This window comes from Streptomyces sp. CB00316, from assembly GCF_001905595.1.
GTDB lineage: Bacteria > Actinomycetota > Actinomycetes > Streptomycetales > Streptomycetaceae > Streptomyces.
This window is the reverse complement of record NZ_LIXI01000010.1, coordinates 191,499-217,650: the sequence shown is the minus strand read 5'-3', so window position 1 is coordinate 217,650 and position 26,152 is coordinate 191,499. Positions and strand designations below refer to the sequence as shown.

The window sequence follows — 26,152 nt, the reverse complement described above, 5'->3', positions numbered from 1 at the left end:
CGGTCCGGGCGTCACCCCCGTACCCGCCGCAACAGCGCCACCGGCCGTTCCCGGAACAGTTCCCGGGCCGCCACCGCACCCCCCGCGAACTCCCGCCCCGGCGAGGACGAGGCCGCCAGCACATCCCGCCACGGCCCCCCGTCCGGCAACTCCACCACCGTGTCCCGCCACCCCCCGTCCTCCGCGAGCCGCAGCGACAGCCGGGTCACCGCCACCACCACCTCGCCGGACCGGGAGAACGCCACCACATGCCCGGCCGCCGCACCCCGCGCCTCCAGCGGCACGTACGTCCCCGACTCCCCGAACACCTCCGGCAGCTCCCGCCGCAGCCCCAGTGCCGCCGCCGTCACCTCCTGCTTCTCATCCGCCGGCTCGTCCGGCCGCCGGAACGGGCGCCGGTTGTCCGGGTCGACCAGGGCCAGATACTCGCTCTCCGTCCCCTGGTACAGGTCCGGCACCCCGGGCATCGTCAGCTGCACCAGCGCCGCCCCCAGCACGTTGGCCCGTACATGCGGGGCCAGCGACTCGGCGAAGCCGGCCACCAGCCCCCGGGCCGTACCGGAACCGTTGCCCGGGCCCGCCGCGACGAAGTCCGTCACCGCCCTCTCGTACGCCTCGTCCGGCTCCGTCCAGCTCGTGAACAGCCCTCCCTCGCGCACCGCCTTGAGCAGGGCGGGCTCCAGCCGGGCGCCCAGCTCCTCGGCGGGCAGCGGCGCGCAGCCGTAACCGGACTGCCAGGCCTGCCACGCCAGCTGCGGATCCGGCGCCGCGACGGGCGTGACCGCCGTCAGCTCGGCCACCAGCCCGGCCCACCGCTCCGGACACTCCGACAGGACCGCGATCCGGGCCCGGACATCGGCGCTGCGCTTGGTGTCGTGCGTGGTCAGGACCGTCCCCGTGGCGGGCCACTCCCGCGCGATCCGGGTGGCGAAGGCGTGGAACGCGTCCACCGTCACCGCGGGCTGCCCCGGGTCCCCGCCCACCTCCGTGGCCGAGATCAGAGGCACGTACCGGTAGAACGCCGTGTCCTCCACCGACTTCGCGTGCAGCGCGGACGCGGTCTGCGCGAACCGGGCGCAGAAGGACGCCTGTTCCTCGCCGTCCCCCAGCCGCCCGAGCGCCAGATCCCGTACGACGTCGACGGCGGCGGCCTCCTCCGGCACGGAGAACACCGCCTTCGCGTCCCGTACGGCATCGTCCGGAAGCGTCTCCTCCGCGATCCGGGTCGGCGGTACGCCCGCCGTGACGTACGGCCGGTAGACCGGCACCCGCACCAGCAGCTCCCGGATCGCCGTCCGCAGCGCCCAGGGCGCGTGGTCGCGCAGGGCGGGGTCGGCGGCGCAGACGGAGGCCGCCAGCCGGGTCAGCCAGGCCGTCTCGGAGGCCAGTTCGTGGGTGGCCACCCGGTACGCGGCCCGGCGGACGGTCGCCTTCCAGTAGCCGCCCCGGTCGCCTGGCGGGCCCGCGAACTCCCGGTAGCGGCCGAGCAGCTCCGCAGCGCCCGCCGGGTCGGTGAACAGCCCGTCGATCCGGTGCAGCGCGTCGTACCCCGTCGTCCCGGCGACCGCCCAGCCGGCCGGGAGGGGTTCGTCGCCGGTGAGGATCTTCTCCACGACCGTCCACCGGCCGCCGGTGGCCTCGTTCAGCTGCCGCAGGTACGCGGCCGGGTCGGCCAGGCCGTCCGGGTGGTCGATGCGCAATCCGTCCAGCACCCCGTCGCGGAGGAGTTCGAGTACCTTCCCGTGGGTGGCGTCGAAGACCTCGGGGTGTTCGACGCGGACGCCGATCAGCTCGGAGACGGTGAAGAAGCGGCGGTAGTTCAGCTCGGTACGGGCCAGCCGCCACCAGGCGAGCCGGTAGTGCTGGGCGTCGAGAAGCTCGGTCAGCGGAAGGTCCGCCGTGCCCGCCCGCAGCGGGAACTCCTGCTCGCCGTAGCGCAGCACTTCCGCGTCGACGTCGACGCTGAGGGCTTCCAGCTCGCCGCCGAGCGGACCGGCCAGAACAGGGAGCAGCACCTTGTCGCCGCCCGCCGCCCAGTCGATGTCGAACCAGCTGGCGTACGGGGAGGCGCGGCCCTCGCGGAGGACCTCCCAGAGCTGGCGGTTGTGGCGGGGCACGGCGGCCATGTGGTTCGGCACGATGTCGAGGACCAGCCCGAGCCCGTGCTGCCGGGCGGTGGCGGCGAGGCTGCGCAGCCCCTCCTCGCCGCCCAGCTCCTCCCGTACGCGGCTGTGGTCGACCACGTCGTAGCCGTGCCGGGAGCCGGGGACCGCCTCCAGGACGGGCGAGAGGTGCAGATGGGAGACGCCGAGCGCGGCCAGGTACGGCACCGCCTTCTCGGCCGCCGGAAAGGGGAAGTCGGGCTGGATCTGAAGCCGGTACGTGGCGGTGGGCGTCATGCACTTCTACGTACCCCGCCCGGGGCGACCTGTGTCACCCCGGGCGGGACGCTCACCCTTGTCGAACCTGTGGGCAGGGCTTCAGGCGGGCCGCTTCAGCACGGTCAGGCTGCGCCCGATCAGGGTCACCTGTTCGCCCTCGGCCACCTTCGGCCCCGTCCCCGGAGGCACCCCCTCCGGCCGCGCGGTGTCCACGACGACCTGCCACTGCTCCCCGTGGTCCACCGGGACGGCGAACTCCAGCGTCTCGGCGCTCGCGTTGAACATCAGCAGGAACGAGTCGTCGGTGATCCGCTCCCCGCGTGGCCCGGGCTCGGAGATCGCCTGGCCGTTGAGGAACACGGTCATCGCCTTGGCGTGGGCCGCCTGCCAGTCCCGCTGGGTCATCTCCTGGCCCTCCGGCGTGAACCAGGCGATGTCGGAGAGCTCGTCGTGCGTGCCCTCCACCGGCCTGCCGTGGAAGAAGCGGCGGCGCCGGAAGACCGGGTGGTCGCGGCGGAGCCACACCATGGAGCGGGTGAACTCCAGCAGGTTCCGCCGGAACTCGTCGTCGGGGGCGCCCGGGTCGGGCCAGTGGATCCAGGAGAGCTCGTTGTCCTGGCAGTAGGCGTTGTTGTTGCCCTTCTGCGTCCGGGCGAACTCGTCCCCGTGGCTCAGCATCGGCACGCCCTGCGACAGCATCAGCGTGGCGATGAAGTTCCGCATCTGCCGGCCCCGCAGCTCCAGGACCTCCGGATCATCGGTCTCACCCTCGGCACCGCAGTTCCAGGACCGGTTGTGGCTCTCCCCGTCCCGGTTGCCCTCGCCGTTGGCGTCGTTCCGCTTCTCGTTGTACGACACCATGTCGTGCAGCGTGAAGCCGTCGTGGCAGGTGGTGAAGTTGATCGAGGCGAGCGGGCGGCGCCCGTCGTCCTGGTAGAGGTCGGAAGAGCCCGTCAGCCGCCCGGCGAACTCCGCCAGCGTGCGCGGCTCGCCCCGCCACAGGTCGCGGACCGTGTCGCGGTACTTGCCGTTCCACTCCGTCCACAGTGGAGGGAAGTTGCCCACCTGGTAGCCGCCCTCGCCCACGTCCCACGGCTCGGCGATCAGCTTCACCTGGCTGACCACAGGGTCCTGCTGGACCAGGTCGAAGAAGGAGGAGAGCCGGTCCACCTCGTGGAACTGGCGGGCGAGGGTCGCCGCCAGGTCGAAGCGGAAGCCGTCCACGTGCATCTCGGTCACCCAGTACCGCAGCGAGTCCATGATCATCTGGAGTACGTGCGGGGACCGCATGAGCAGGGAGTTCCCGGTGCCCGTGGTGTCCATGTAGTACCGCTGGTCGTCGGTCAGACGGTAGTAGGAGGCGTTGTCGAGACCGCGGAAGGAGAGCGTGGGGCCCAGGTGGTTGCCCTCGGCGGTGTGGTTGTAGACGACGTCGAGGATGACCTCGATGCCCGCCTGGTGCAGGGCCTTCACCGCCTGCTTGAACTCCAGCACCTGCTCCCCGCGCTCGCCCCAGGAGGCGTACGCGTTGTGCGGGGCGAAGAAGCCGATGGTGTTGTAACCCCAGTAGTTGGCGAGCCCCATGTCGACCAGACGGTGGTCCTGGACGAACTGGTGAACGGGCATCAGTTCGATCGCCGTGACGCCCAGTTCGGTGAGGTGGGCGATGACCTCCGGGTGCGCGAGCCCCGCGTACGTACCGCGCAGCTCGGGCGGGAGCCCCGGATGGAGCATCGTCAGGCCCTTCACATGGGCCTCGTAGATCACGGTGCGGTGGTAGTCCGTACGGGGGCGGCGGTCGTCGCCCCAGTCGAAGTACGGGTTGACCACCACCGAGCTCATGGTGTGCGGCGCCGAGTCGAGGTCGTTGCGGGCGTCGGGCTTCCCGAACGGGTAGCCGTACACCGACTCGCCCCACTCGATCTGCCCGGCGACCGCACGGGCGTACGGGTCGAGCAGTAGCTTCGCGGAGTTGCACCGCTGCCCGTTCTGCGGTTCGTAGGGCCCGTGCACCCGGAAGCCGTACCGCTGACCCGGCATCACCCCGGGCAGATAGGCGTGGCGCACGAAGGCGTCGGTCTCGCGGAGCTCCACCGCCGTTTCTGAACCGTCGTCGTGCAACAGGCACAACTCGATCCGGTGGGCGGCCTCGGAGAAGACCGCGAAGTTGGTGCCGGCGCCGTCATAGGTGGCGCCGAGGGGATAAGCGTGTCCCGGCCAGACCTGCATAGATGAGACTCTTCCACTTCTGATCCGGGTGCGGTGGCTTTCCTCGGCCCGTTACTCCCCGAATACTCCCCGAAAGTGGGGCGCGCACCTAGTACGTCACACGGTGCGGCCGGGTCCCGTCGTCCGGCTCCGGCCACACCGGTCAACTTCGGACACCGGGGTGCCGCCCCGGACGCGATTACGGACACGCCCGGCCGGGCGGCGTCCGGATCGCGGCCTTCGTCGGGGTGCCTAATCACTATGAATCAGCTCACTCCACCCGATCTCGCCACAAGGAACAGGCCGCTGCGAAACGGGAGTTGGGAAACCGGCCCGGCCATCGGGCTGCATCGGATCCCGCTCCCGGAGTACCCTTCCTTGATCGTTGGGTGGGGGAGTGGAAGGCGGTACGCGGGTGAGCTCGGGAGGGTTCGAGCTACCCCCAGGTGACGCAGGTCACGAGGGGGAATCGACCGATGCGCCGCCCGGGGCGGTGTCCCTTGCGCAGCCCATGGAGATCGGTGCCGAGCTGGAGTGGGGCGCCGAGGCCTGGAGCGAGGTACGTACCCGTGCGCAGCGGGCCGGGCGCGCCTACATCTGGCTGAATCTGGTCGAACAGAGACTGCGCGCGGTCGTCGCCGCGGTGCTCCGGCCGATCTACGAGCCGGTGCACGGCGACGACTGGGTGGTGGCCGCGGCCGGACCGGCCGGGCAGGAGTGGGTGCAGCGGGCCGTCGCCGTGCGCGAGGTGTCGCGGCGCAAGGGCTATCTGCTGGACCCGGCCGACGACAACGTCCTCAGCTTCCTCACGCTCCCGCAGCTGCGGGAGCTGATGGTCCAGCACTGGCCGTGCTTCGAGCCGTACTTCGACGACCGGCGGGACGTCGAGCTGGCCCTCGACGAGCTGGAGGTGACCCGCAACGTCGTCTCCCGCAACCGCGCTCTGAACGAGGCGGTGCTCGCCCAGGCGGAGCGGGCCTCCGCCCGCCTCCTGGACATCCTCGGCAGCGGGGCCTCCGTGCCCTCCGCCGACCGGCTGCCGGTGGACGCGGTGGAGGAGCTGGTCGGCGACCGGTACGCGGACGTGGTCTCCGTCCACCCCGACCGGGTCCGGCTCCAGCGGCAGCTGCCGGCCGAGGACCTGTTCGGCGGGGCGCGGCGGCTGGACGCCATCGGCATAGGCCTCAACCTGCTCGTCCAGAACTTCTCCGGCCGTCGGCTGGTCCGGCTCGCCGAGTCGGGGTGCCGGGTCCGGCTGCTCTTCATCAACCCGGCCAGCAGTGCGGTGAAGCGCCGGGAGCGGGAACTGGGCCTCAAGAAGGGCGAGCTGAGCCGCTCGGTGGAGATGAACATCCTCCACATGCGCCGGGTCCGCTCCAGGCTCCGCGACCCGGGTGCCTTCGAGATCCAGGTCTTCGACGAGACCCCGCGCTTCACCGCGTACCTGGTGGACGGCGACGGGGCGGACGCGGTGGGTGTCGTCCAGCCCTATCTGCGGCGGGCCCGGGGCATGGAGGCGCCGGTGCTGGTGCTGCGCGGCGGAGGGCGGCGCACGGTGGTGCGGGCCGGGCAGGACAGCGAGAGCGGCCTCTTCGAGACGTACCGGGAGGAGTTCGAGTCGGTCTGGACGGACTCACGCCCGGTGTCGTAGGGCTCCCGCCACCCGTCCCCGTCGTTGTCAGTGCCGCGTGCGAAGGTGGTCATCACTCGGGGGAGAGCACCACGGGGGAGCACCACGAAGGAGGTATCGGGATGAGCTGGCATCAGGGACCACTGGTCGGCTTCGACCTGGAGACGACGGGGACCGACGTCGAGACCGACCGCATCGTCACCGCCGCGCTGGTCCGGCTGGAGCCGGACGGGACGGTCGCCGAGCAGCGGACCTGGCTGCTCGATCCGGGGGTGGCGATACCCGAGCAGGCCTCCGCGATCCACGGCATCGGCACGGACCACGCCCGCAAGCACGGCGCCCGGGCGGCCTCGGCCGTGGAGGAGATCGCCCACGCGGTCGCCGAGGTACTGCGCTCCGGTGTGCCGCTGGTGGTGATGAACGCGCGCTACGACCTCTCGCTCCTGGACCGCGAATGCGGGCGGTACGGACTGGACTCCGTCGAGCAGCGGATCGGCGGCGTGCCCTCGCCCGTCATCGACCCCCTGGTGATCGACAAGCACGTCGACAAGTACCGCAAGGGCAAGCGGGCCCTCCAAGCCCTGTGCGAGCACTACGGTGTGACCCTGTCCGACGCCCACGACGCGACCGCCGACGCGGTGGCGGCGGTCCGCGTGGTCCGCCGGATGGGCGAGCGCCACCGCCCGGTCAGCACCCTGCCCCCCACCGAGCTCCACGCCCTCCAGGTCCGGGCGGCCGCCGAACAGTCCGCCTCGCTGCAGGCGTACCTCCGCCGTACGGCGAACCCGACGGCTGTGGTGGAGCAGGCCTGGCCGGTGATCCCGCGGAGCGGGTGACCGGACGGCGTGTCAGTTCGGGGCCGGGGACGCCGTGTCGTCGGCCTTGATGTCGAAGTTGATCTGCTCTCCTTCGACCGAGGTGACCTTGACCGACACCCCCAGCGTGCTGCCGTCCTTCGCCGTGAGCGTGCAGCGGGTGGTGGTGCCCACCTTTCCGGCAAGGTCTTCGGGACAGGTGATGGCCGGCTTCGGCTGGTTCATGGTGGCCGCGAGCTTTTCGGAGACTGTCGTGGCGAGCTTGTCCGAAGACAGCTTCGGCTCCGAGTCTCCGACGCTGACCGACCCCGAACAGCCGACGAGCAGCGCGCCGACGGCCACGGCCGAGAGGCTCCATGTCACCGCGGTCAAACGGGCTATGGGCATGGGGAGGCTCCATTTCGAGTGATGGGAGAGAGTCGGCGGAAGCATACGCGGCACCGTGCCGCCGGTGTGTCGCCGGAGGGGCCGACGGGCCACTCAGAGCCTGCCGAAGATCACTCCACGCCAGGTCCAGCCCGACTTCAGGGTGGTGTTCCGCAGAGGGCCCGTCAGTTGCGCGCTGTCGAAGCTGAATGACTCGGCCGCTTCGACGCGGCCGTTCTCCCCTCGCTGGAGCGTGTACCGTCGCGAGACAGTCCTGCCCCCGCCGCGCCCGTACTCCGCCGAAATCCGGAGCCGCGGAGGATTCCCGACGCGGGTGACTTCCCAACTCTCCTCGACGGCACGCACCTCGGGGACGTCCTCGGCCAGACGCATCCGGATCCGGGTGGCGTGCGTCAGCTGGGATTCGATGAAGAACGTCTGCCAGGCGGGCTCGGCGATTCGCCACTCAGCCACCAGATCGGCGCCGTACGCCGCGCCGTCACTGATGATGTAGGGGGCATCCGGCCGGTTGAGACCGAGTAGGGCTGTCCGCAACTCCTCGGCCGGTCGCGGCGCCACCCCGGCCTCGGGGTGTCTGGTTCCGGTCAGCCTGTCGAAGAATCCCATGAGCTCAACCTATGAGGGGTTGGATTGCCGGTGCAAGAAAGGTCATTCTGGCGGAGGCCCTACGACGTCATATCGGTGTCCGGGCGGACTGTGCGCACGAAGTCCCGGAAGTCCTCGATGACGGCGCTGTGCTGGGCCGAGGTCACCGTCAGGATCAGACGGATCACCGCCCGCTTGCTCGGATCGGTGACGTCCAGCATGGCCAGGTAGACCTGTGACTGGACGAGGTTGCGGAGCGTACCCCCGGCGACAACTGAGACGGCAAGGGTCTGGGTGAGGCCAGGGGCGTCCTCGGAACCGACCTTCCGGCGTTCGGCGATGTCGACCGAGGCGGCGGACCTGCGCAGGTTCTCCACCGATTCGTCGGCGATCTCGGGGAGCGTTGCCGCGTCCAGGCGGAACTCGCCGTCGATCGTGATGTTGGCGGTGAATCCCGCATCCGGATGCGGGTGCAGGGCGACGAACGCCGCGCCTGTCGCGCCTACCCCGTCCGGCGGCGTGGCGCGCCAGCCGTCCGGTAGTTCGAACGCGATCGGTACAGGCAGAGTGGTGGTCATTCCGGTCTCTCCTTACGGTATTGGTGTGCTCAGGGCAGCGGGTCCGCTGTGGCGTGCGTCAGAACAGGCTGCCGAGCCCGTCTCCTACCCAGCTCGCCGCGTCGCCCACGGTATTGACGACCTTCCCCGGGTCGACGGTGAACTCGAACCCCACGGCGCCACCGAGGCCCGGGGAAATGCCCACCTTCGGGCCGAAGTGCCAAACGTCGTTGGCATCCTTGCTGGCGTTGAGACTCGCCTCGGCGCCAGGACCGGCCCAGCCCTCGGCTGTGACACCCACGCCGATTCCACCGGTGTCCGCGCCCGCACCGACGGCGGCCTTGGCGCCGGCGAATGCCTCGGCGCCCAGAGCTACGCCGTCCACACCTGCTTGCGCGTTGACCCCGGCCTCCACCCCCGCCATGGCCTCAGCCCGGCCGTACACGCCGACGGGGCCAGCGTCGGCGGTGCCGCTGGCCGAAGCCTCGCCGCCCGCGAAGGCTTTGGCCTCGGCCTGAGCGCCCTCGTTCGTGACGCCGGCGGCCGCCGATGCCTTGGCGCCCGCATAGGCTTCGGCTTCACCGGCCAGCTCCATCGGAGCGTTGGTGAGCGTGCCCTCCGCTTTGGCGCGGCCGAGGTCGGCGTGTGCCTCGGCTTCGGCCAGCTTCCCCTTCCCGATGTTCGGACCGCTGGCGTCCGTCCCGACTGCTGGTCCCGAGGCCTCGGAGTCGGTCTCGGCGACCCATCCGTCCTTCTTGCCGGGCTTGGGGTCCGGCTTACCGGCCTTCGCGAGATCGCCCTCGGCCTGGGTGTTGAACCCGCCGATGCCGATACCGTCGATCGAGGCATCGCTCGTAGCGCGGGACAGCGCCCGCTTCACGCTCTGGTCGGCGTCGTCGACGGCCTTGACCGCCTTGGCTATCTGATCGGTCCAGCCCTGCGCCTTCTCCCGGGCGTCGGCCAGCAGACGGGTGTGGTCGGGGTCGTGCTGGAAGACGTACCGCTCCTGCGGGGAGAGGTTGTCGTACCCGACGTAAGTCGCCTTGCCGAAGCTGTCGACCTTGTATTCCTTCTTCTCGGCGTCGGCGACCAGATTCTTGACCGCTTTCTGCAGACGGGTCAGCTCGGTCTGCGCATCCGTGAGGAGGCTGGCGATGGCCAGCGCCTCGGTCTTCGCAGCTTGGAACTCGAAAGCGATGGCCGCAGCACTGTTCTGCTGGGCACCGAATGCCTGGCCCTGCCAGCTCCCGTTGGCCAGCACGCCTTGCACGTTCTGCGCGTAATTGGTCTTCAACTCACCGAAGCGCTCGCCCATCTTCTCCCACGCCGCAGCCACGTCCGTGAAGGAAGACAGATCAGCCGTCACCACGTCCTGATAATTCAGCGTCATGGCGGTGCCCGTCACATCTCGTCGAGGCTGCTGGGGAGCCTTATGGAGTTGACCTGAGCGCCGGTGGCGAGGTCCTGGTTCTGGAAGATGGTCTTCGCGCCCTCCAGTCCGTTCAGCTCTTGCTGCAACCGTCCCATCAGCCGGTTCACCTGCGCCTGCCAGGCGCCCAGCGCGTCGGAGACGCCCTGGGCCGAGGCCCAGACGGGGAGCCCTTTCAGTCCGGTGTCCTGCTTCACCAGAGGGCTCGGGGGAGTCGCCGACGCGGCGAGGAACGGAGTCCGCACCGAGCCACCGCCGACAGCTATGCGGCCGGCGGCCTGGGTATCGGGCATCAGGTGCTCTCTTATGTACTTCGTCGCGCGCTTCTTGTCGCTCGCCGAGGTTGCGAGCTTCTGCTCGCCGCCTTCTCCGGTTCCCATAACCAACCCCCTTTGCAATCTCACCTGTTCGACCTCACGGCCAGGGCGCATCGTACGTACAGATCATCGGGCACCGGAACTGCACCCCCGCGCCCGTTCAGAAGGGGTACCAGCGAACCTCCGCGTCCCCCTCGCGTAGCGATGCCACCCTGCGGCGGAATTCGGTGAGCGCCTTCGGGTTGGCGGGGGCGTGCTGGGCGACCCAGGCGCAGCTGGCCGTCTCGCGGGCGCCGCGCAGGACCGCGCAGCCCTCCCACTCCCGCACGTCCCAGCCGTACGCGGTCGTGAACGCGTCGTAGGCCGCGGGGGCGAGCCCGTAGCGGTCGCGGGAGAGGGCGAGGACGACCAGGTCGTGTTCCCGCAGGTCCGTGGCGAAGGTCTCCAGGTCGACCAGGACCGGGCCCTCGGGGCCGACATGGACGTTGCGGGGGAGCGCGTCGCCGTGGATCGGGCCCGGGGACAGGTGCGGGGTGAGGGCGGCGGCCGCGGCCGCGAAGCCGTCGCGGCGGGCGCGGAGGTAGTCGGCGTCGGCCGGGTCGATCGTGTCGCCCGCCAGGGTCAGCCAGCGCTCCACCCCGCCGAGCAGCTCACGGCGCGGAAGCGTGAAGTCCGCCGGGGCCGGGAGCGCGTGCACCCGGGAGAGCAGAGGCGCCAGGTCGCGCGGCTCAGCGGGGCGTACGGGGTCGGGCAGGCGGTGCCACAGCGTCACCGGGTGGCCCTCCACCAGACGTACCCGGTGCTCGGCGGCCCGCACGGCCGGAACGCCCGACGCGGCGAGCCACTCAGCGACGGCCACCTCCCGCTCGGCCCTGGCCGCCAACTCCGGGTGGCCGGTGGCGTCCCGTCCGACCTTCACCACCAGACCGTCGGCCGCGAAGACCGCGTTCTCGCCCAGCGCCAGCAGCTCCGCCGCGCCCGAAAAACCGGCGGCCGTCAGCACCTCACGCGCACGCATCTCGTCCATGGGTGCGATTTTCGCATCCGCGCAGGCCACCTTGACGAACCGACGGCCCGTCAGCACGAGCACCGGGGCCGCCAGAACAGCCAGGACGGGATAAAGCGCGCCCGCGACCGGGTGGTGACCGGCATTATCCACGACCAGGTCAACACCGACCGCAGCGCGGCCCGTACGGCGCTGGGCATGGGCGGATCGGACGCCCTGTCCGGCTTCTTCGGCGGCCGGTACGCCATGCTCCCGCTCGGCTTCGCCTACCGCCAGCAGGTCGTCGAGCAGGCCCCCGAAGGCTTCGCGTGGACGGTCCTGCCCGCCCGGCGGGCAGCGGGGGACTGGCTCAAGGTGTGAGCCCGCAGACTCTCTCCGTCGCCGAGGACAGCCCGCACAAGGAGGAGGCCGTCGCCTTCATCGACTTCCTGCTGCGGCCGCCGAACATGGTGCGCCTGGCCCGGGGCGACTGGATGCTCCCCACCGGCACGACCGCCCTCGCCCACCCCTCCCTGCACACCGAAGAGAACGGTTGGGCCACCGGGAGCGCGCTCGCCGGGCATCTGTGCCCGGCGCCCGCGCAGACCGTACGGGGCTACCCCGAGTGGAAGGACAAGGTGGCGACCCCCGCGCTCCAGGAGTACTACAGCGGCGCGATCGGCGCCGGTGAGCTGCGGAAACGGCTGGTCGTCGACGGCAACCGGGTCCTGGCCCGCTACCAGCGCTGAGGAGGACATCGGAAATATTCAGACGAGACGTATCGTCTCGTTTATGGTGGGAGGCATGACGGAATCCCCGCGTGCCCACATCGCCATGTTCTCCATCGCCGCCCACGGACATGTGAACCCGAGCCTCGAAGTGATCCGCGAGCTCGTCAGCCGTGGGCACCGTGTCAGCTACGCCATCCCCGCCTCGTTCGCAGACAAGGTCGCGGCCACCGGAGCCGAGCCGGTGATCTACACCTCGACCCTGCCGACGGACGACGACCCCGAGGCCTGGGGCACCGAGTTGATCGACAACCTCGAACCCTTCCTCGCCGACGCCGTCCAGGCCCTCCCGCAGCTGACCGCCGCCTTCGAGGGCGACGAGCCCGACCTCGTCCTGCACGACATCACCTCCTACCCCGCCCGCGTCCTCGCCCATCGCTGGGGCGTCCCCGCCGTCTCCCTCTGGCCCAACCTGGTGCCCTGGGAGGGGTACGAGGAGGAGGTCGGCGAGCCCATGACCGCCGAGCTGAAGCAGACCGAGCGCGGCAAGGCGTACTACGCCCGCTTCGAGGGCTGGCTCGCCGACAACGGCCTCGGTCATGTCTCCAGCGACGACTTCGTGGCCCGTCCGCGCCGCGGCCTCGTCCTGATCCCCGAGGCGCTCCAGCCCAACGCGGACCGGGTGGACCGCGCGATGTACACCTTCGTCGGCGCCTGCCAGGGCGACCGGGCCGACCAGGGGGAGTGGGAGCGGCCGGCCGGGGCCGGGAAGGTGCTCCTGGTCTCGCTCGGCTCCTCGTTCACCAAGCAGCCCGCCTTCTACCGGGAGTGCGTCGCGGCCTTCGGTGACCTGCCCGACTGGCACGTGGTGCTCCAGATCGGCGCGCATGTCGACCCGGCCGAGCTCGGAGACGTACCGGCGAATGTGGAAGTGCACGCGTGGGTGCCGCAGTTGGCGGTGCTGAAGCAGGCCGACGCGTTCATCACCCACGCCGGTGCGGGCGGCAGCCAGGAAGGGCTCGCCACGGGGACGCCGATGGTGGCCGTGCCGCAGGCCGTCGACCAGTTCGGCAACGCCGACGTGCTCCAGGCGCTCGGGGTGGCCCGGCATGTCCCGATGGCGGAGGCCGACGCGGCGACGCTGCGCGAAGCCGTGTTCGCCCTGACCAACGACCCGGAGGTGGCGGAGCGGTCCGCCCGGCTGCGGGAGCGGATGGCGAAGGAGGGCGGCACGCCCCGCGCGGCCGATCTGATCGAGGCCGAACTGTCGCTCTGAGCGGATCGGCCGCACTGATATCCGGACGTTGTGCGCCCCGTCCTGCCCGCCGTGCGACACGGTGGTGCGGGGTGGGGCGTCGGTATGTGCGATGCCGGTGATCGTTGCATCTGCACGCATCCCCCGGGTGGCTCCACATCTCCGGCAGGGGACTTCACCCCTCTCGCGTACTTCTTCACGCACGTTCACAGGTCTTCACGCGTACCCGTGTGCGCCTCACGACGTCCCTTCCGGCCGCGCGGGTGCGGTCCGCAGTGGCGAAACGGACTCGGCCACGTCCCTGAGCTGGTGATTCATCGGTGAGTGAGCGCCTTCGCGAGGCGTCGATCCGGCTTTGTCGCTTGCGTGTTGACGACCGCCGCCCGTTGTGACCCGCCATGGCCGATTTCCTATTACGAAACCTTGTTGAGTAAGTCACAGCTGCAAGGGGGTCTTGATCTGTGCTCGTCAATCGGTCAGGGTTTCGAGCCAACCCCCGGAGATCTTCCGGCCGGAGGTCAATCCCCCCACAGAGATTGACGAGGAGACCCCTCTTCATGGCCAAGCGCCAGCGCACCACCACCCGCCGGACCAAGCTGACCGCCGCGATCACTGCCGTGGCAGCCGCAGCCGGAGTCACCCTGTTCGGAACCTCGTTCGCCGGAGCCTCGCCGGCCCCCATGGGCACGGTCTACGGCGCGGACGCCGAGAGCGCCGTCTCCGGCAGCTACATCGTCATGCTGGGCGAGAAGGCGGACAAGTCGAAGCTCGCCAAGGAGTACGGCGGCAAGCTCCAGCGGAACTACTCCTCCAGCATCAACGGCTTCTCCGCCAGCGGGCTTTCGGAGACCGAGGCCAAGCGCCTCGCCGCCGACCCGTCCGTCGCCAAGGTGGTGCAGAATAAGAAGTTCAGCATCAACGCCACCCAGGAGAACCCCCCGTCGTGGGGTCTGGACCGCGTCGATCAGACCGAGACCGCGGGCGACAACGCGTACACCTACCCCGACACCGCCGGTGAGGGTGTCACCGCGTACGTCATCGACACCGGTGTCCGCGTCACCCACGAGGACTTCGAGGGCCGCGCCACCTCGGGCTTCGACGCCGTGGACAACGACGACGACGCCGACGACGGCAACGGGCACGGCACCCACGTGGCGGGCACCATCGCCGGGGCCGCGCACGGCGTCGCCAAGAAGGCGAAGATCGTCGCCGTCCGTGTCCTGGACGACAACGGCTCGGGTACCACCGAGCAGGTCATCGCCGGCATCGACTGGGTCGCCGCCAACGCGTCCGGCCCGTCCGTCGCCAACATGAGCCTCGGCGGCGGCGCCGACCCGGCTCTCGACGAGGCCGTCCAGAAGGCCATCGCCGCCGGTATCACCTTCGGTGTGGCTGCCGGCAACGAGTCCAGCGACGCCGGCCAGGGCTCGCCCTCCCGCGTTCCCGAGGCGATCACCGTAGCCTCGTCCACGGAGGGTGACGAGCAGTCCTCGTTCTCCAACTTCGGCCCCGTCGTGGACATCTACGCCCCGGGCTCGGACATCACGTCGACCTGGAACGACAGCGACACCGGCACCAACACCATCTCCGGTACGTCCATGGCCACCCCGCACGTCGTCGGCGCGGCCGCGGTCTACCTGGCGGGGAACCCGGACGCCTCCCCGGAGGCGGTCGCCACGGCGCTGACCGAGGGAGCCACCCCGGACGCCATCTCCAACGCGACTGAGGGCACGGCGAACAAGCTCCTCAAGATCGTCGAGTAGGACCCGCTGCCGGACGGAGGCGCCCCACCGCCCCCGTCCGGCACCACTCGCGCACAGCAGCCGCCGCGCCCTCCCCCACCGGGCGCGGCGGCTGCGCGCCGGAGGAAGGATCGTTCTAGATGATCGATTCCAAGGGGTCAGTGGTCATAGGCGGTGAGCGAGCGTAGGACGGGCTGCCCAGTGTGGTCGTTGTGCCAGATCGCGGCGGTCAGCGCGAGGATTCGCTGCATGACGCGGGCGACGACGCCGCCGGGTGTGCGCCCTCGGTGCTGTTCGAGGTCGAGTTGGCCCTTGAAGGTCTCGTTGACCGACTCGATGACCTGCCGCAATGGCTTGAACATGGGTGCGCCGGGCCGCTCCGGCTCGCCCTTGCGAGCAGGTCCAGCAGGGTCTCGCGCTCGTCGGCCTTGGCCCCGGTCAGGGCGAAGGCGACGGGCAGGCCCTGGAGGGTGCACACCAGGTGCAGCCGCAGGACCCAGAAGAAGCGGCTGTGACTGGCGCAGTACCCGTACTCGGCCCATCCGGCCAGGTCGGAGCGTTTGACGGTCTCGCGTGAACGGCCACACTCCACCGGCGTGGAGTCCACGATCCACACGTCGTCGCTCCATGCCGAGCTATCGGTGGCCAGCAGCCGGGTGACCCGCTGAAGCAGTCCGGCGGCCTTGCGTAGACGCTTGTTGTAGCCGGGCTGCTTGGGCAGGTACGGGAAGAGATGCCGCAGGTGGGCGCGGGCATGCCGGAGCCACCTGGCCTCTGAGGTGAAGCCGGGCATGGCCTGCGTCATCGCCAGCGTGACCAGCTCGGCGTCGGTGAGCCGCGGGGTGATCCCCACGGCTGGCCGCCATGGCGCGAGATGCGGGGACGCCTTCAGCAGGTCGTCGGTCTTCACATAGAGTGCGGTCGCGAGGGAGTCCGAGTCTGGTGTCACAACCTGTCTTTGGGTTCCCTTGTCTCATCAGCTGTGGGTTCCCGTTTCTCGTGGCTGGCGCCGGGTGGACCTCGCCCGGTTGCCGCAGCCGAGGGAACACCATGCCTGGTCACGGCGCCTGGCCAGGAAGAACATGCCGCAGCTGGGGGCGTGGCAGCGCCGCACCCGCTGACGGTCTGGACCCGCGGCCAGGACGAGCGTCTCGCGAGCGACGACGGCGTCGGCGCCGCCACCCTGCTCCTGCTGTGCGAGCAGGCCGTCGCCGGTCATCCGGAAGACGACGGGGGCGGACGAGGCGAGTTCGTTCAGGCGGGTCCGCAGGCTGTCGGTGAGCGGCCGCTGTCCGGCTGTCGCGTCCAGCGCGTCGCGGACCAACTCACGCAGCCGCTCCAGCTCCTCCAAGGAGAGGGCGGCCAATCTGCGGTCGGCGGCGCGGGCGCGCCATCGCCTGGTGAGTTCCCGATCGGCGAGGAAGTCGACGTCGCCGCGCCCCGGGCCTGCGCCGACGACGACGGTGTTGGCCAGGTCGAGGACCGGGTCCTCGCCGATCCACGGCATTTCCTGCAGGTCCCGGATGGTCATGTCCCTCAATCTACTGGATTCAGGTCAGCGAACCCGTGATAACTTCAGCTCACGGGTTTGATCCGCCAAGTCCGTGAGTCGCGTGGTCGACGAAGGGTGATGCCATGAGTGCAACCATCGAGTACGTCAGGTTCGACACCGACGACCCTGCCGCCCTCACCGCCCACCGAGAGCAGCTCGTGGAACTACTCAAGGAGCTCTACGGCGACGGCTTTCAGGGCGCCCACCTCGCCCAGTTCGACGACGGCACCGTCCTGGACTTCATCATCTGGTCGTCCGCCGCCGTCGCCGAGCGCGCGGCCAAGGAAATGCCGACCGACCCCCGGGCACAGGGCTTCTTCAGCCGAATCGGCACAGTGCACGAGATGCGGCACGCTCAGGTACTGCACACCGCATAGCCCCCGAGATCAAGGAGAATGACGCTGTGCCCTCGGCAGACGAACTACTCAGCGCGGACACCGTCGCCGACCTCGCCCGATGCCTTACGCGAGCCGGTGACGGGATCACGGCGCAGGAGACCCGGGGGTGCGGCGCCGTCCTGGACGGGCTGAGCTTCACCGAGCGTGTCGCCCTGATCAGAAATGCCGTTTTGGCTGATCTTCCGGCGGACTACCCGGCCTTCGCGAACGTATTGCGCACCGCACTGCAGGACAGCGATTTCACCGGATGGATGATCTTCCCTGTCACCGAGGCCGTCGCCGTACGGGGCCGGGACGCCTTCGAACCGGCGCTCGCCCTGCTGGCAGAACTCACCCCGCGCCTGACCGCGGAGATCGCCGTCCGGCCCTTCCTCCGTGCCGACCTGGAACGCGCGCTCCACGTCATGACGCCGTGGACCGCGCATCCCGACCTCCACGTCCGCCGACTGGCCAGTGAGGGCACGCGGCCAAGACTGCCCTGGGCGCCCCAGCTTCCGGAACTGATCGCGGATCCGACACCCGCACTGCCCCTGCTCGACGCGCTGTACCGGGATGACTCCGAGTACGTCCGCAGATCAGTGGCCAACCACCTCAACGACATCAGCCGTGACCACCCCGACATCGCCACTGGTATCGCGGCGCGCTGGCTGAGCGACCCGGCACCGACGACGACCCGGTTGGTACGGCACGGCCTGCGCACCCTGATCAAGTCCGGCCACGCCGGCGCCCTTACGCTGCTCGGCTACTCCCCGGACAGTCCCGTCGCCGTCGAGGGCCCGCACGTCCACGCCTCAGAAATCCGGGTCGGCGACCACCTGCTGTTCGACTACTCGGTGACCAACACTCACGATCAGATCGCCCACCTCGTCATCGACTACGTCGTCCTCCACATGAAGGCCAACGGGACCCGAACTCCCAAGGTCTTCAAACTCACCACGCGGTCCCTGGCTCCCGGCGAGACGTGGCGCGCGACACGCAGACACTCCTTCAAGCCGATCAGCACGCGGCGCTACCACCCGGGTGTCCATCTGGTTCAGCTCCAGGTCAACGGCCGATCCCACGGGGAAGCCTCGTTCACGCTGCACTGCTGAGGGCAACCGCCTCGCATCCCGCTTCGGTGGCGTATCTGCCATCGCGGCGCCACCCCAATGGGGCGTCCGCCACCAGAAGCGGGAACCTGCATCCGCGCAGCTATCCCTTGGAATCGATCATCTAGTGTGTGGGGCCATGACGACGAAGTACGCGGCGTTGCTGCGCGGGATCAACGTGGGCGGCCACAAGAGGGTCCCGATGCCGGAACTGCGCACCGTGCTCGGGGAACTGGGGCACACCGACATCGCCACCCACCTGCAGAGCGGCAACGCCGTCTTCCGCAGCGAGGACGAGGACGAGAGCGCGCTCGCTCATGCCCTGGAGCAGGCCCTGCACCAGCGGTTCGGCTTCCCCGTCGGCTGCGTCGTCCGCAGCGGCTCCTATCTCGCCGCCGTCGCCGACGCCTGCCCCTTCCCCGCCGCCGAGCTGGAGGGCAAGCAGCTCCACGTCACCTACTTCGACCGGCCCGTGGAGAGCGGACGCTTCGCCGGAGTCGACGCACAGGCCTACCTGCCGGAGGCCTTCCAGCTCGGTGACCGCTGCCTCTACCTGTACGCCCCCGACGGGCTCGGCCGCTCCAAGCTGGCCGAAGCGCTGGCGCGCCCCCGGCAGACGGAGGGCCTCACCGCCACCACCCGCAACTGGAACACGGTGGCCAAACTTGTGGAGATGACACGTGTCTGAGCCGTCGCCCGCCGTGGCCGCAGCCATCGAAGGCGAACTCCGCCTGCTGGACCCGGTGGTACGCGCTTCCGCGGATCTCCTCGCCGTCCTGCTGCACCCCGAGTTCCGGGAGATCGGCACCAGTGGACGGCTCTGGGACCGGGAGTCGATCATCGAGGCGCTCACCGCCGACGACGCCCCGCGCCCCGGTCCGCTGACCGCCTCCCGGATGCGGGGCACGCAACTCGGCCCGGATCTGGTCCACCTCACCTTCGACACGGAGTCCAAAGGGCTGCGCTCGCACCGCAGCTCCCTGTGGCGGCTGACCGGGGCGGGGTGGCGGCTCTACTTCCACCAGGCGACCCCCTTCGTCGACGACCCGTTCGCGGAGGCCTGAGCCGCTCCCGGGATCGGCCGGGGGCGAGTTCGGGAGGCTCACCGACTTCCGCGACGGGCTGACGGACCGGGCCCGCCGTGCCTCATGATGGGGCAGCCATGCCGAGGGCCGCAGAGACACGCGACGACCGCCCCGCCCGGGATTCCGGGGCCGGAGCGGCGGTCGACGCTGCCCGGGCCCTGGTCTTCGCGGCGACCAGCACGGCCCTCGCGCTCCGCGCACATCACCTGTCCTCCGGGCAGGCGGTGCCGGGATGGTCCGTGCCGCTCGCGGCCGGGATGCTGTTCCTCCTCGCCCTGCCCGTCGTGCGACGGTGCGGGGCTCTGCCCGTGGTGCTCGCGGCGACCGGCGCGGGACAGGCCGCACTGCACCAGCTCTTCGTGGCCGTACACAGCGGCACGGCCGCCGCGACGCACCGGCACGGCACCGCACTGGACGTCCACCATGCCTGGCACGCGGACCACCGTCCCGCGGTGGTGATGACGGCCGCACACACGGTCGCCGCGCTGCTGGTGGGCTGGTGCATGCAGCGCGCGGACGCCTCCTGCCGGACGGTGGCCCGGCGTCTGGACCACACGCTGGACCGGTGGCTGGTCGGGCCCGCCCCGGCGGGTCCGTTCCCGGGGCGGCGGCCCCGGACCGGGCCGATGCGGGCATGGTCCCCGCCATCCCCGTACAACCGCACAGCGCTGTACCACACGGTGGTACGCCGGGGGCCTCCCGCGACGCGCTGGTCCGCGCCGCTCGCCCGGGGCGCGCTTCCGCGTGCCCGCACACCGTCACATCACCCGGGAGATCTCTGTGTCAACCTCTGTACGCGTGCGAACCGCCCGCCGGTGGGCCGGCGTCGCCGCTGCCGCGATAGCCGCCACCCTCGCTCTCGCCACCCCGGCCTCCGCCCACGTGGAGGTCGCCTCCGAGGGCGCCCGAGCGCTCGCCGAGAACGTCACGCTGAACTTCGACGCGGCGACCGAGTCCGACTCCGCGGGCATCACCAAGCTGGAGGTGTTCCTCCCCGAGGGGATCACTCCCGCCGACGTCACCTACGGAAAGGGCCCCACCGGCTGGAAGCTCGCCGCGACCGAGAAGGGCTTCACCGTGTCGGGCCCCGCCGTGGCGGTCGGCAAGGACGTCACGTACTCCGTCGTCGTCCGGCAGCTGCCGGACGCGAAGTCGCTGGTGTTCAAGACGCTCCAGACGTACGACGACGGGCGCGTCGACCGCTGGATCGAAGTGGAGGAGTCCAGCGGCGGCGGGCACGGACACTCCGCGCCCGTGCTGGAGCTCCAGGAGGCCGCCCCCGGCGCCGAGCCGGTCGCCCCCGTCCCGAGCGCGAGCCCCACCTCCGCGACCCCCTCGCCGTCAGCCCCGCCCGCCCCCGGGCCCGCGGACGCGAAGCCGACGGCGTCGGACCGGGCGACGGCCACGGCGGAGGAGGACGGCTCGTCGCCCGCCGTGCCGATCGGCATCGCCGTCGCCGTACTGGCTCTGGCCGGTGGCGGTCTGTGGTGGTTCCTCAAGAGCCGCCGCACCGGCACGGCCTGACCCGTCCGGTCCCACGGCCCCTGCCTCCTGTGCCGTGGGACCCGCCGTCGAGCCGTACCCCCGACCGGGGGTCCCGGCGAACGACGATCCACGTCGACGGCACGGCCTGGTCGGGCCCGGTCCTGAACGCGATCCCGCGCGGCGAGGAGGCGGCCGAACTCTTCGACGGTTTTTGGGGCCTCGCCAACCACCAGGGCTTCTTCGAGCTCAAGTGGGCCCGCTCGGGCGGCCTGTCCTTTCGAGTGAGCCGCAAGGCCCCTCACGCCGACAGCGATGCCCCCACCAGCACCCGCGCCTCGTCGTACCGGTCCAGCAGCAGTCGCGCCAACTCCGGCGCCGGGCCCAGGACATCGGCCAGCACGTCCGCACCGGCCGCCCCGGCGCCCGCCGCGATGCGGTCCGGGAGCCGGCCGGGGGCGATGACGTAGGGCGCCACCGCCACCCGCTCCACGCCCTCGGCCCGCAGGGCCCGTACCGCGTCCTCGGTGCGGGGAAGAGATGCGGAGGCGAACGCAGGCCGCACGGCGCACCAACCGGTGTGCCGCAGCTCCCGCGCGATTTCAGCGATCACTGCGATCGCCTCCGGGTCTGAGGATCCCGCCGAGGCCAGGACGAGGCCGGTCCGGGGGATGTCGCCGGGGCGGACCCCGGCCTCCCGCAGCCGCCGCCCCAGGGTGGCGTCGAGCAGCGGGGACGGGCCGAGGACCTCGGCCTGCCGGATGTGCAGCCTCGGCAGCCGGGCGCGGGCCTCGCGCAGCACCGAGGGGATGTCGGTCTTGGCGTGGAACGCCCGGGTCAGCAGGAGCGGCAGCGCGACGACCTCGTCCGCCCCCTCCGCGGTCAGGCGCTCCAGCACCCGGGGCACGGAAGGGGCGTTGAACTCCAGGAACGCCGTCTCCACGCGCAGCCCCGGCCGCTGCGCCCGCACCCGCTGGGTGAGGGCGTCCACGGTCGCGGCGTGCCGCGGGTCGCGGCTGCCGTGGGCGATGACGAGGAGGACGGGGTGGGACATGGCGTGACTCAGTTCTTGACGAGGAGGCCTCGGCTGCGCAGCACCCACCGCTCCAGCGGACTGAAGATCAGCAGGTCGATCGCGATGCCGACGAACAGGATGAGCAGGATCGAGAGGAAGACCCCGGGCATGTCGAAGTTGCTGCGGCCGTTCTCCAGCAACTGCCCGAGTCCCAGTCCCAGTTCGGGGGAGGAGGCGATGATCTCGGCGGCCATCAGCGAGCGCCAGGAGAACGCCCAGCCCTGCTTGAGCCCCGCCAGATAGCCGGGCAGCGCGGCCGGCAGCACGATGTGCCAGGTCCCGCGGATGCCGGTCGCCCCCAGCGTGCGGCCCGCCCGCAGGAACAGCGGCGGCACCTGGTCGACGCCCGAGACCAGCCCGTTGGCGATCGAGGGCACCGCGCCCAGCAGGATCACCGCGTACATCATGCTGTCGTTCAGCCCGAGCCAGATGACCGCCGGGGCCACCCACGCGACCGACGGCAGCGACTGGAGCCCGGACAGGATCGGCCCGATCGCCGCCCGGATCAGCCTCACCCGGGCGACCAGCAGCCCCAGCGGCGTACCGATGGCCACCGCGAGGAGGAAGCCGAGCAGACCGCGCGAGACGCTGGTCCAGACGACCTCCAGGAGCGTGCCCTTGAGCCACATGTCCGTGGCGCTGTCCCACACAGCGGACGGCGGCGGCAGCTTGTAGACCTCGGTGACCTGGGCGCGGACCAGCAGCTCCCAGACGATCAGGACCAGCGCCACCGCCACCACGGGTGGCAGCACCTTGCTCTGCAGGACCTCACGCACCGGCGTGCGGCGGATCTGCACCGCGTCCAGGGCGTCGAGACCGGCCTCCAGGCCTGCCAGATCGTCGGGCTTCGCGTCGACGGGTCCGGCCGTCCCGCCCGGCCGCTTCCGGTCGGACGTGATGTCAGTGCTGGCCATGTCGGCGGATCTCCCCACGCAGTTCTTCGGTGATCTCGACGGACAGCTCCGCCACGGCGGTGTCCTCGATGCGGCGCGGCTGCTCGATGTCGACCGTCCACTCGCGGGCGATGCGGCCCGGCCGGGACGAGAGCAGCACGACACGCTGCGCGAGCCGCACGGCCTCGCGCACGTTGTGCGTGACGAAGAGGACCGAGGCGTTCGTCTCATGCCAGATCCGGGTCAGCTCGTCGTGCAGCACATCGCGGGTGATGGCGTCCAGCGCCGCGAACGGCTCGTCCATCAGCAGCAGTTGGCAGTCCTGGGCCAGCGCGCGGGCCATCGCGACCCGCTGCCGCATACCGCCGGACAGCTCGTGCACCCGCTTGCCGTACGCGCCGCCGAGACGGACGAGTTCGAGCAGCCGCTCGGCCTCGGTGCGGCGCTCCGGCTTGGGGACCCCGCGCAGCCGCAGGGCCAGTTCGATGTTCTTGCCCGCGGTCAGCCACGGGAAGAGGGCGTGCTCCTGGAACATCAGGGCCGGCCGCCCGCCGGGCGTCTCGATGGACCCCGCGGACGGGCGGTCGAGTCCGGCCACCAGGTTCAGCAGCGTCGACTTTCCGCACCCGGAGGCTCCCAGGAGGGTGACGAACTCACCCGGAGCGACATCGAGGGTGATGTCGTCCAGGACGAGCTGCTGCCCCGTGGGTCCGGCGAAGGACTTCGAGACGTGCGCGAGTCGGGCGGCGTGCTCGACCGCCGTACGGTCCTCGGCCTTGGTGAGGGTGGTGGTCGCCATGGTCGTCACCTCCTGGGAATCCTGGGAATCCGATGGGTCCCGGTGCTGATGGTCGGGTGGTAGGGCTACTTGACGCCGAGACCGGCGTCGGAGACCTCGGTCTGACCCTCAGCCTTGAGGATCTTGTTCAGCGGGCCCAGGTCGTAGATGCCGTCGAGCTCCGGCTCCTCCAGCAGACCGGCCTTCACCGAGTGGCCCGCCTGCGCCCTCAGCGTGGTGGCCAGCGGGTCGTCGGTGATCTCGATGGATTCCCACGCCGGGTCGAGGACCTCCTTCGGCAGCGGCTTGCCGCTCAGCTTCTCCAGAGCCTTGTTGGCGGACGCCTTGGCCTCCTGTGGGTTGGCGTTGATCCACTTGTTGGTGGACACCGAACCCTTGACCACGGCCTCGACGACGTCGGGGTGCGCGTCGAGGAACTTCTGCGACACGACGATGTGCGTGATCACGAACTTCTTGTCCGGCCACAGGTCCGTCTCGTCCAGGAGCACCTTCGCACCCTCGGAGACCAGCTTCGAGGCGGTCGGCTCGGGGACCCACGCGCCGTCCAGCGAACCGGACTTGTAAGCGGCGGGTGTCACCTTGTTGTCCGAGCGGACCACGGAGACGTCGCCCTTGCCGCTCTGCGGGTCGACCTTCCAGCCCCTCTCGGAGATCCAGTTGAGGAAGGCCACGTCCTGGGTGTTGCCGATCTGCGGGGTCGCGATCCGCTTGCCCCTGAGGTCGTCCAGGGTCCTGATCTTCTTCGGGTTGACGACCAGCCTCACCCCGCCGGAGGCCGAGCCGGCCACGATCCGCAGGCCCTTGCCCTGGGATCTGACGTAGGCGTTGATGGCAGGGGAGGGGCCGATGAAGCCGATGTCGATCGAACCCGCGTTCAGCGCCTCGATCTCGGAGGGACCGGCGTTGAAGGTCGTGGACTCGACCTTGGTACCGCCGAGCTCCTTCTGGATGGTGCCCTCCTGGATACCTACCAGGGCCGTGACGTGAGTGAGGTTCGGGAAGTAGCCGATCTTCACGGTGTCCGCGGAGAGCTTCTGCCCTCCGGCGGAGACGTTCGCCTTCTTCGCGTCGTCGTCCTCGGCTTGGGAGCCGTAACCGCAGGCTGTGGCGGCCAGGGCGAGCAGCGGCAGGGCCGCGACGGCGGCCAGGGTGCGGCGAACGGCGGAACGGGCGGCAGGCACGGGAGGCTTTCCTCTGGTTGGCCCGGTGCTCGCGTCCCGCTGTTGGTCAGGGGGGCGCGGCCGGGAGATCGGCAGGTCTTCGGCGGTACGGGTGCGGGGGGTTCAGGGCGCGCGAGCGGTGCGCGTACGTCATCACGCACATCGCCCCACGCCTCCCTGGCCGCTGCCGAGGGCGCCGCTGCCCACACGGCCGCCCTCCTTCGCGAAGGTGGAGAAGAAGTCGTCGGCCATCAGAAGTCCCATTCGGCGTCGTCGTCCGTCACGACCGGTTCGGGGGCCGTGGCGAACGCGGCCCCCGCCATGCCGGCGCTGAGCGTCGTTCCGTCCGCGGGGTCGATCAGCAGGAACGATCCGGTACGCCGGGAGTCGGCGTACGCGTCGAGCGCGAGCGGCTCGGCGGTCCGCACGACGACCCGGCCGATGTCGTTGGCGACCAGCTGTCCGGGGGCCGGGTGCTGGGAGAGGTCGTCCAGGGTCAGCCGCGACGGGATGTCCTTGACGATCGCCTTGACCGTACGGGTGGTGTGCTTCAGCAGCACCCGCTGGCCCACGGAGAGCGGCTGGTCCGCCACGTGGCAGACGGTCGCCTCGACGTCCCTCGTGACCGGCGGCGCGTCGTCGAGCGGGGCGATCAGGTCGCCGCGCGAGATGTCGATGTCGTCGGCCAGCCGGAGCGTCACCGACTGCGGCGCCCAGGCGATGTCGACGCTCTCGCCGAGCGTGTCGATGCCCGTGATCGTGGTGGTGCGCCCCGAGGGGAGTACGGAGACGGCCTCGCCGACCCGGAAGACCCCGGCGGCGATCTGACCGGCGTACCCCCGGTAGTCGGGGTGCTCGGCGGTCTGCGGGCGGATCACGTACTGCACGGGGAAGCGCGCGTGGCAGGCGGTGAGGTCATGGCTGACCGGCACCGTCTCCAGGTGCTCCAGGACGGTCGGCCCGCCGTACCAGTCCATGTGCGCGGACGGCTCCACCACGTTGTCCCCGGCCAGCGCCGAGATCGGGATCGCGGTGATCTCCGGGACCCCGAGCGAGGCGGCGTACGCGGTGAAATCCTCGGCTATCGCGGCGAACACGGGCTCCGCGTACTCCACCAGGTCCATCTTGTTGACGGCCAGCACGACGTGCGGGACGCGCAGCAGCGCGGCGACGGCGGCGTGGCGGCGGGTCTGCTCGACGACCCCGTTGCGGGCGTCGACCAGGACCACGGCCAGCTCGGCGGTGGAGGCGCCGGTCACCATGTTGCGGGTGTACTGCACATGGCCCGGGGTGTCGGCGAGGATGAACCGGCGGCGGGTGGTGGCGAAGTAGCGGTAGGCGACATCGATGGTGATGCCCTGCTCGCGCTCGGCCCGCAGCCCGTCGGTCAGCAGCGCCAGGTCCGGCGTCTCCTGGCCGCGGCTCAGCGACACCTGCTCGACGGCCTCCAGCTGGTCGGTGAGGATCGACTTGGAGTCGTGCAGCAGACGTCCCACGAGGGTGGACTTGCCGTCGTCGACCGACCCGGCGGTGGCGAACCGGAGCAGAGTGGTGGCCGACAGCTGTTCGGCCGAGAGAGCCGACAGGATGGGTGTGGTCAT

General features: G+C 70.7%; 22 protein-coding genes and 4 pseudogenes. 11 read left to right on the top strand and 15 right to left on the bottom strand.

Going from position 1 to position 26,152, the window contains the following annotated elements:
- Nucleotides 1–11 precede the first annotated feature (11 nt).
- Both treY and glgX read right to left on the bottom strand, forming a co-directional pair.
- Nucleotides 12–2,399 carry a malto-oligosyltrehalose synthase gene (treY, locus tag AMK21_RS26395; RefSeq protein WP_073881691.1) on the bottom strand — a complete coding sequence of 796 codons (2,388 nt, stop codon included), beginning with the start codon at nt 2,397–2,399 and terminating at the stop codon, nt 12–14.
- Between the two features lie 81 nt (nt 2,400–2,480).
- Entirely contained in the window at nt 2,481–4,610 is a 2,130-nt protein-coding gene (glgX, locus tag AMK21_RS26390) for a glycogen debranching protein GlgX (protein ID WP_073881690.1), read from the bottom strand.
- 394 nt (nt 4,611–5,004) lie between these two features.
- On the opposite strand from glgX, the gene AMK21_RS26385 reads away from it, so the two are divergent.
- Nucleotides 5,005–6,240: an SAV2148 family HEPN domain-containing protein gene (locus AMK21_RS26385; protein ID WP_073881783.1), complete on the top strand. Its 1,236-nt coding sequence runs from the start codon at nt 5,005–5,007 to the stop codon at nt 6,238–6,240.
- Between the two features lie 101 nt (nt 6,241–6,341).
- Nucleotides 6,342–7,055 carry a 3'-5' exonuclease gene (locus AMK21_RS26380; RefSeq protein ID WP_073881689.1) on the top strand — a complete coding sequence of 238 codons (714 nt, stop codon included), beginning with the start codon at nt 6,342–6,344 and terminating at the stop codon, nt 7,053–7,055.
- A gap of 12 nt (nt 7,056–7,067) precedes the next feature.
- Here the strand turns inward: AMK21_RS26380 and AMK21_RS26375 are convergent, their stop codons facing one another.
- From AMK21_RS26375 to AMK21_RS26350, 6 genes are all read right to left on the bottom strand, one after another.
- A complete protein-coding gene (locus AMK21_RS26375; protein WP_073881688.1) occupies nt 7,068–7,421 on the bottom strand; it encodes a DUF4333 domain-containing protein in 354 nt (117 codons plus the stop codon).
- A gap of 93 nt (nt 7,422–7,514) precedes the next feature.
- Entirely contained in the window at nt 7,515–8,027 is a 513-nt protein-coding gene (locus tag AMK21_RS26370) for a hypothetical protein (RefSeq protein ID WP_073881687.1), read from the bottom strand.
- A gap of 59 nt (nt 8,028–8,086) precedes the next feature.
- On the bottom strand, nt 8,087–8,584 hold the full coding sequence (locus AMK21_RS26365) for a hypothetical protein (protein ID WP_073881686.1): 498 nt from the start codon (nt 8,582–8,584) through the stop codon (nt 8,087–8,089).
- A gap of 58 nt (nt 8,585–8,642) precedes the next feature.
- A complete protein-coding gene (locus AMK21_RS26360; RefSeq protein WP_234422055.1) occupies nt 8,643–9,968 on the bottom strand; it encodes a hypothetical protein in 1,326 nt (441 codons plus the stop codon).
- The gene (locus AMK21_RS26355) at nt 9,965–10,372 is read right to left on the bottom strand and encodes a hypothetical protein (protein ID WP_079181265.1); all 408 of its coding nucleotides are present in this window, start codon (nt 10,370–10,372) and stop codon (nt 9,965–9,967) included. Before AMK21_RS26355 ends, AMK21_RS26360 begins: the two co-directional genes overlap by 4 nt.
- A 97-nt stretch (nt 10,373–10,469) precedes the next feature.
- Entirely contained in the window at nt 10,470–11,336 is an 867-nt protein-coding gene (locus AMK21_RS26350) for a phosphotransferase enzyme family protein (RefSeq protein ID WP_073881781.1), read from the bottom strand.
- 105 nt (nt 11,337–11,441) lie between these two features.
- Here AMK21_RS26350 and AMK21_RS26345 point away from each other — a divergent pair.
- From AMK21_RS26345 to AMK21_RS26335, 3 genes and pseudogenes are all read left to right on the top strand, one after another.
- Nucleotides 11,442–12,043: pseudogene (locus AMK21_RS26345) on the top strand (extracellular solute-binding protein); the annotation flags it as partial.
- A 9-nt stretch (nt 12,044–12,052) separates the two neighbouring features.
- A pseudogene (gene mgt, locus AMK21_RS26340) lies at nt 12,053–13,298 on the top strand (macrolide-inactivating glycosyltransferase); the annotation flags it as partial.
- 536 nt (nt 13,299–13,834) lie between these two features.
- On the top strand, nt 13,835–15,040 hold the full coding sequence (locus AMK21_RS26335) for a S8 family peptidase (protein WP_073881683.1): 1,206 nt from the start codon (nt 13,835–13,837) through the stop codon (nt 15,038–15,040).
- Between the two features lie 137 nt (nt 15,041–15,177).
- Here AMK21_RS26335 and AMK21_RS26330 read toward each other — a convergent pair.
- Nucleotides 15,178–15,968: pseudogene (locus AMK21_RS26330) on the bottom strand (transposase).
- Between the two features lie 27 nt (nt 15,969–15,995).
- Nucleotides 15,996–16,550, bottom strand: coding sequence for an ABATE domain-containing protein (locus tag AMK21_RS26325; protein WP_073881682.1), 555 nt, complete (start codon nt 16,548–16,550; stop codon nt 15,996–15,998).
- A 104-nt stretch (nt 16,551–16,654) separates the two neighbouring features.
- Here AMK21_RS26325 and AMK21_RS26320 point away from each other — a divergent pair, with 104 nt between their 5' ends.
- The 6 genes and pseudogenes from AMK21_RS26320 to AMK21_RS36320 form a co-directional block, all read left to right on the top strand.
- A complete protein-coding gene (locus AMK21_RS26320; RefSeq protein WP_073881681.1) occupies nt 16,655–16,948 on the top strand; it encodes a hypothetical protein in 294 nt (97 codons plus the stop codon).
- Between the two features lie 26 nt (nt 16,949–16,974).
- The gene (locus tag AMK21_RS26315; RefSeq protein WP_073881680.1) at nt 16,975–18,060 is read left to right on the top strand and encodes a DNA alkylation repair protein; all 1,086 of its coding nucleotides are present in this window, start codon (nt 16,975–16,977) and stop codon (nt 18,058–18,060) included.
- Nucleotides 18,061–18,196: 136 nt separating this feature from the next.
- Entirely contained in the window at nt 18,197–18,745 is a 549-nt protein-coding gene (locus tag AMK21_RS26310; RefSeq protein WP_073881679.1) for a DUF1697 domain-containing protein, read from the top strand.
- A complete protein-coding gene (locus AMK21_RS26305) occupies nt 18,738–19,121 on the top strand; it encodes a DUF4440 domain-containing protein (RefSeq protein WP_073881678.1) in 384 nt (127 codons plus the stop codon). Before AMK21_RS26310 ends, AMK21_RS26305 begins: the two co-directional genes overlap by 8 nt.
- Before the next feature lie 819 nt (nt 19,122–19,940).
- On the top strand, nt 19,941–20,666 hold the full coding sequence (locus AMK21_RS26300; RefSeq protein ID WP_234422054.1) for a DUF1775 domain-containing protein: 726 nt from the start codon (nt 19,941–19,943) through the stop codon (nt 20,664–20,666).
- A gap of 83 nt (nt 20,667–20,749) precedes the next feature.
- Nucleotides 20,750–20,905 (top strand): annotated as a pseudogene (locus tag AMK21_RS36320) (disulfide bond formation protein DsbA); the annotation flags it as partial.
- Nucleotides 20,906–20,925: 20 nt separating this feature from the next.
- Here the strand turns inward: AMK21_RS36320 and AMK21_RS26290 are convergent.
- The 5 genes from AMK21_RS26290 to AMK21_RS26270 all read right to left on the bottom strand — a co-directional run bounded on the left by AMK21_RS26290 (nt 20,926) and on the right by AMK21_RS26270 (nt 26,152).
- On the bottom strand, nt 20,926–21,678 hold the full coding sequence (locus AMK21_RS26290; RefSeq protein WP_073881676.1) for a sirohydrochlorin chelatase: 753 nt from the start codon (nt 21,676–21,678) through the stop codon (nt 20,926–20,928).
- 8 nt (nt 21,679–21,686) lie between these two features.
- Nucleotides 21,687–22,613: an ABC transporter permease gene (locus tag AMK21_RS26285; RefSeq protein ID WP_073881675.1), complete on the bottom strand. Its 927-nt coding sequence runs from the start codon at nt 22,611–22,613 to the stop codon at nt 21,687–21,689.
- Nucleotides 22,600–23,391 (bottom strand): ABC transporter ATP-binding protein, encoded by a 792-nt coding sequence (locus tag AMK21_RS26280; RefSeq protein ID WP_073881674.1) that lies wholly within the window; start codon nt 23,389–23,391, stop codon nt 22,600–22,602. The genes AMK21_RS26285 and AMK21_RS26280 overlap by 14 nt, the downstream gene beginning before the upstream one ends.
- 65 nt (nt 23,392–23,456) lie before the next feature.
- Nucleotides 23,457–24,572, bottom strand: coding sequence for an aliphatic sulfonate ABC transporter substrate-binding protein (locus tag AMK21_RS26275; RefSeq protein ID WP_073881673.1), 1,116 nt, complete (start codon nt 24,570–24,572; stop codon nt 23,457–23,459).
- A gap of 230 nt (nt 24,573–24,802) precedes the next feature.
- Nucleotides 24,803–26,152 (bottom strand): sulfate adenylyltransferase subunit 1, encoded by a 1,350-nt coding sequence (locus AMK21_RS26270; protein WP_073881672.1) that lies wholly within the window; start codon nt 26,150–26,152, stop codon nt 24,803–24,805.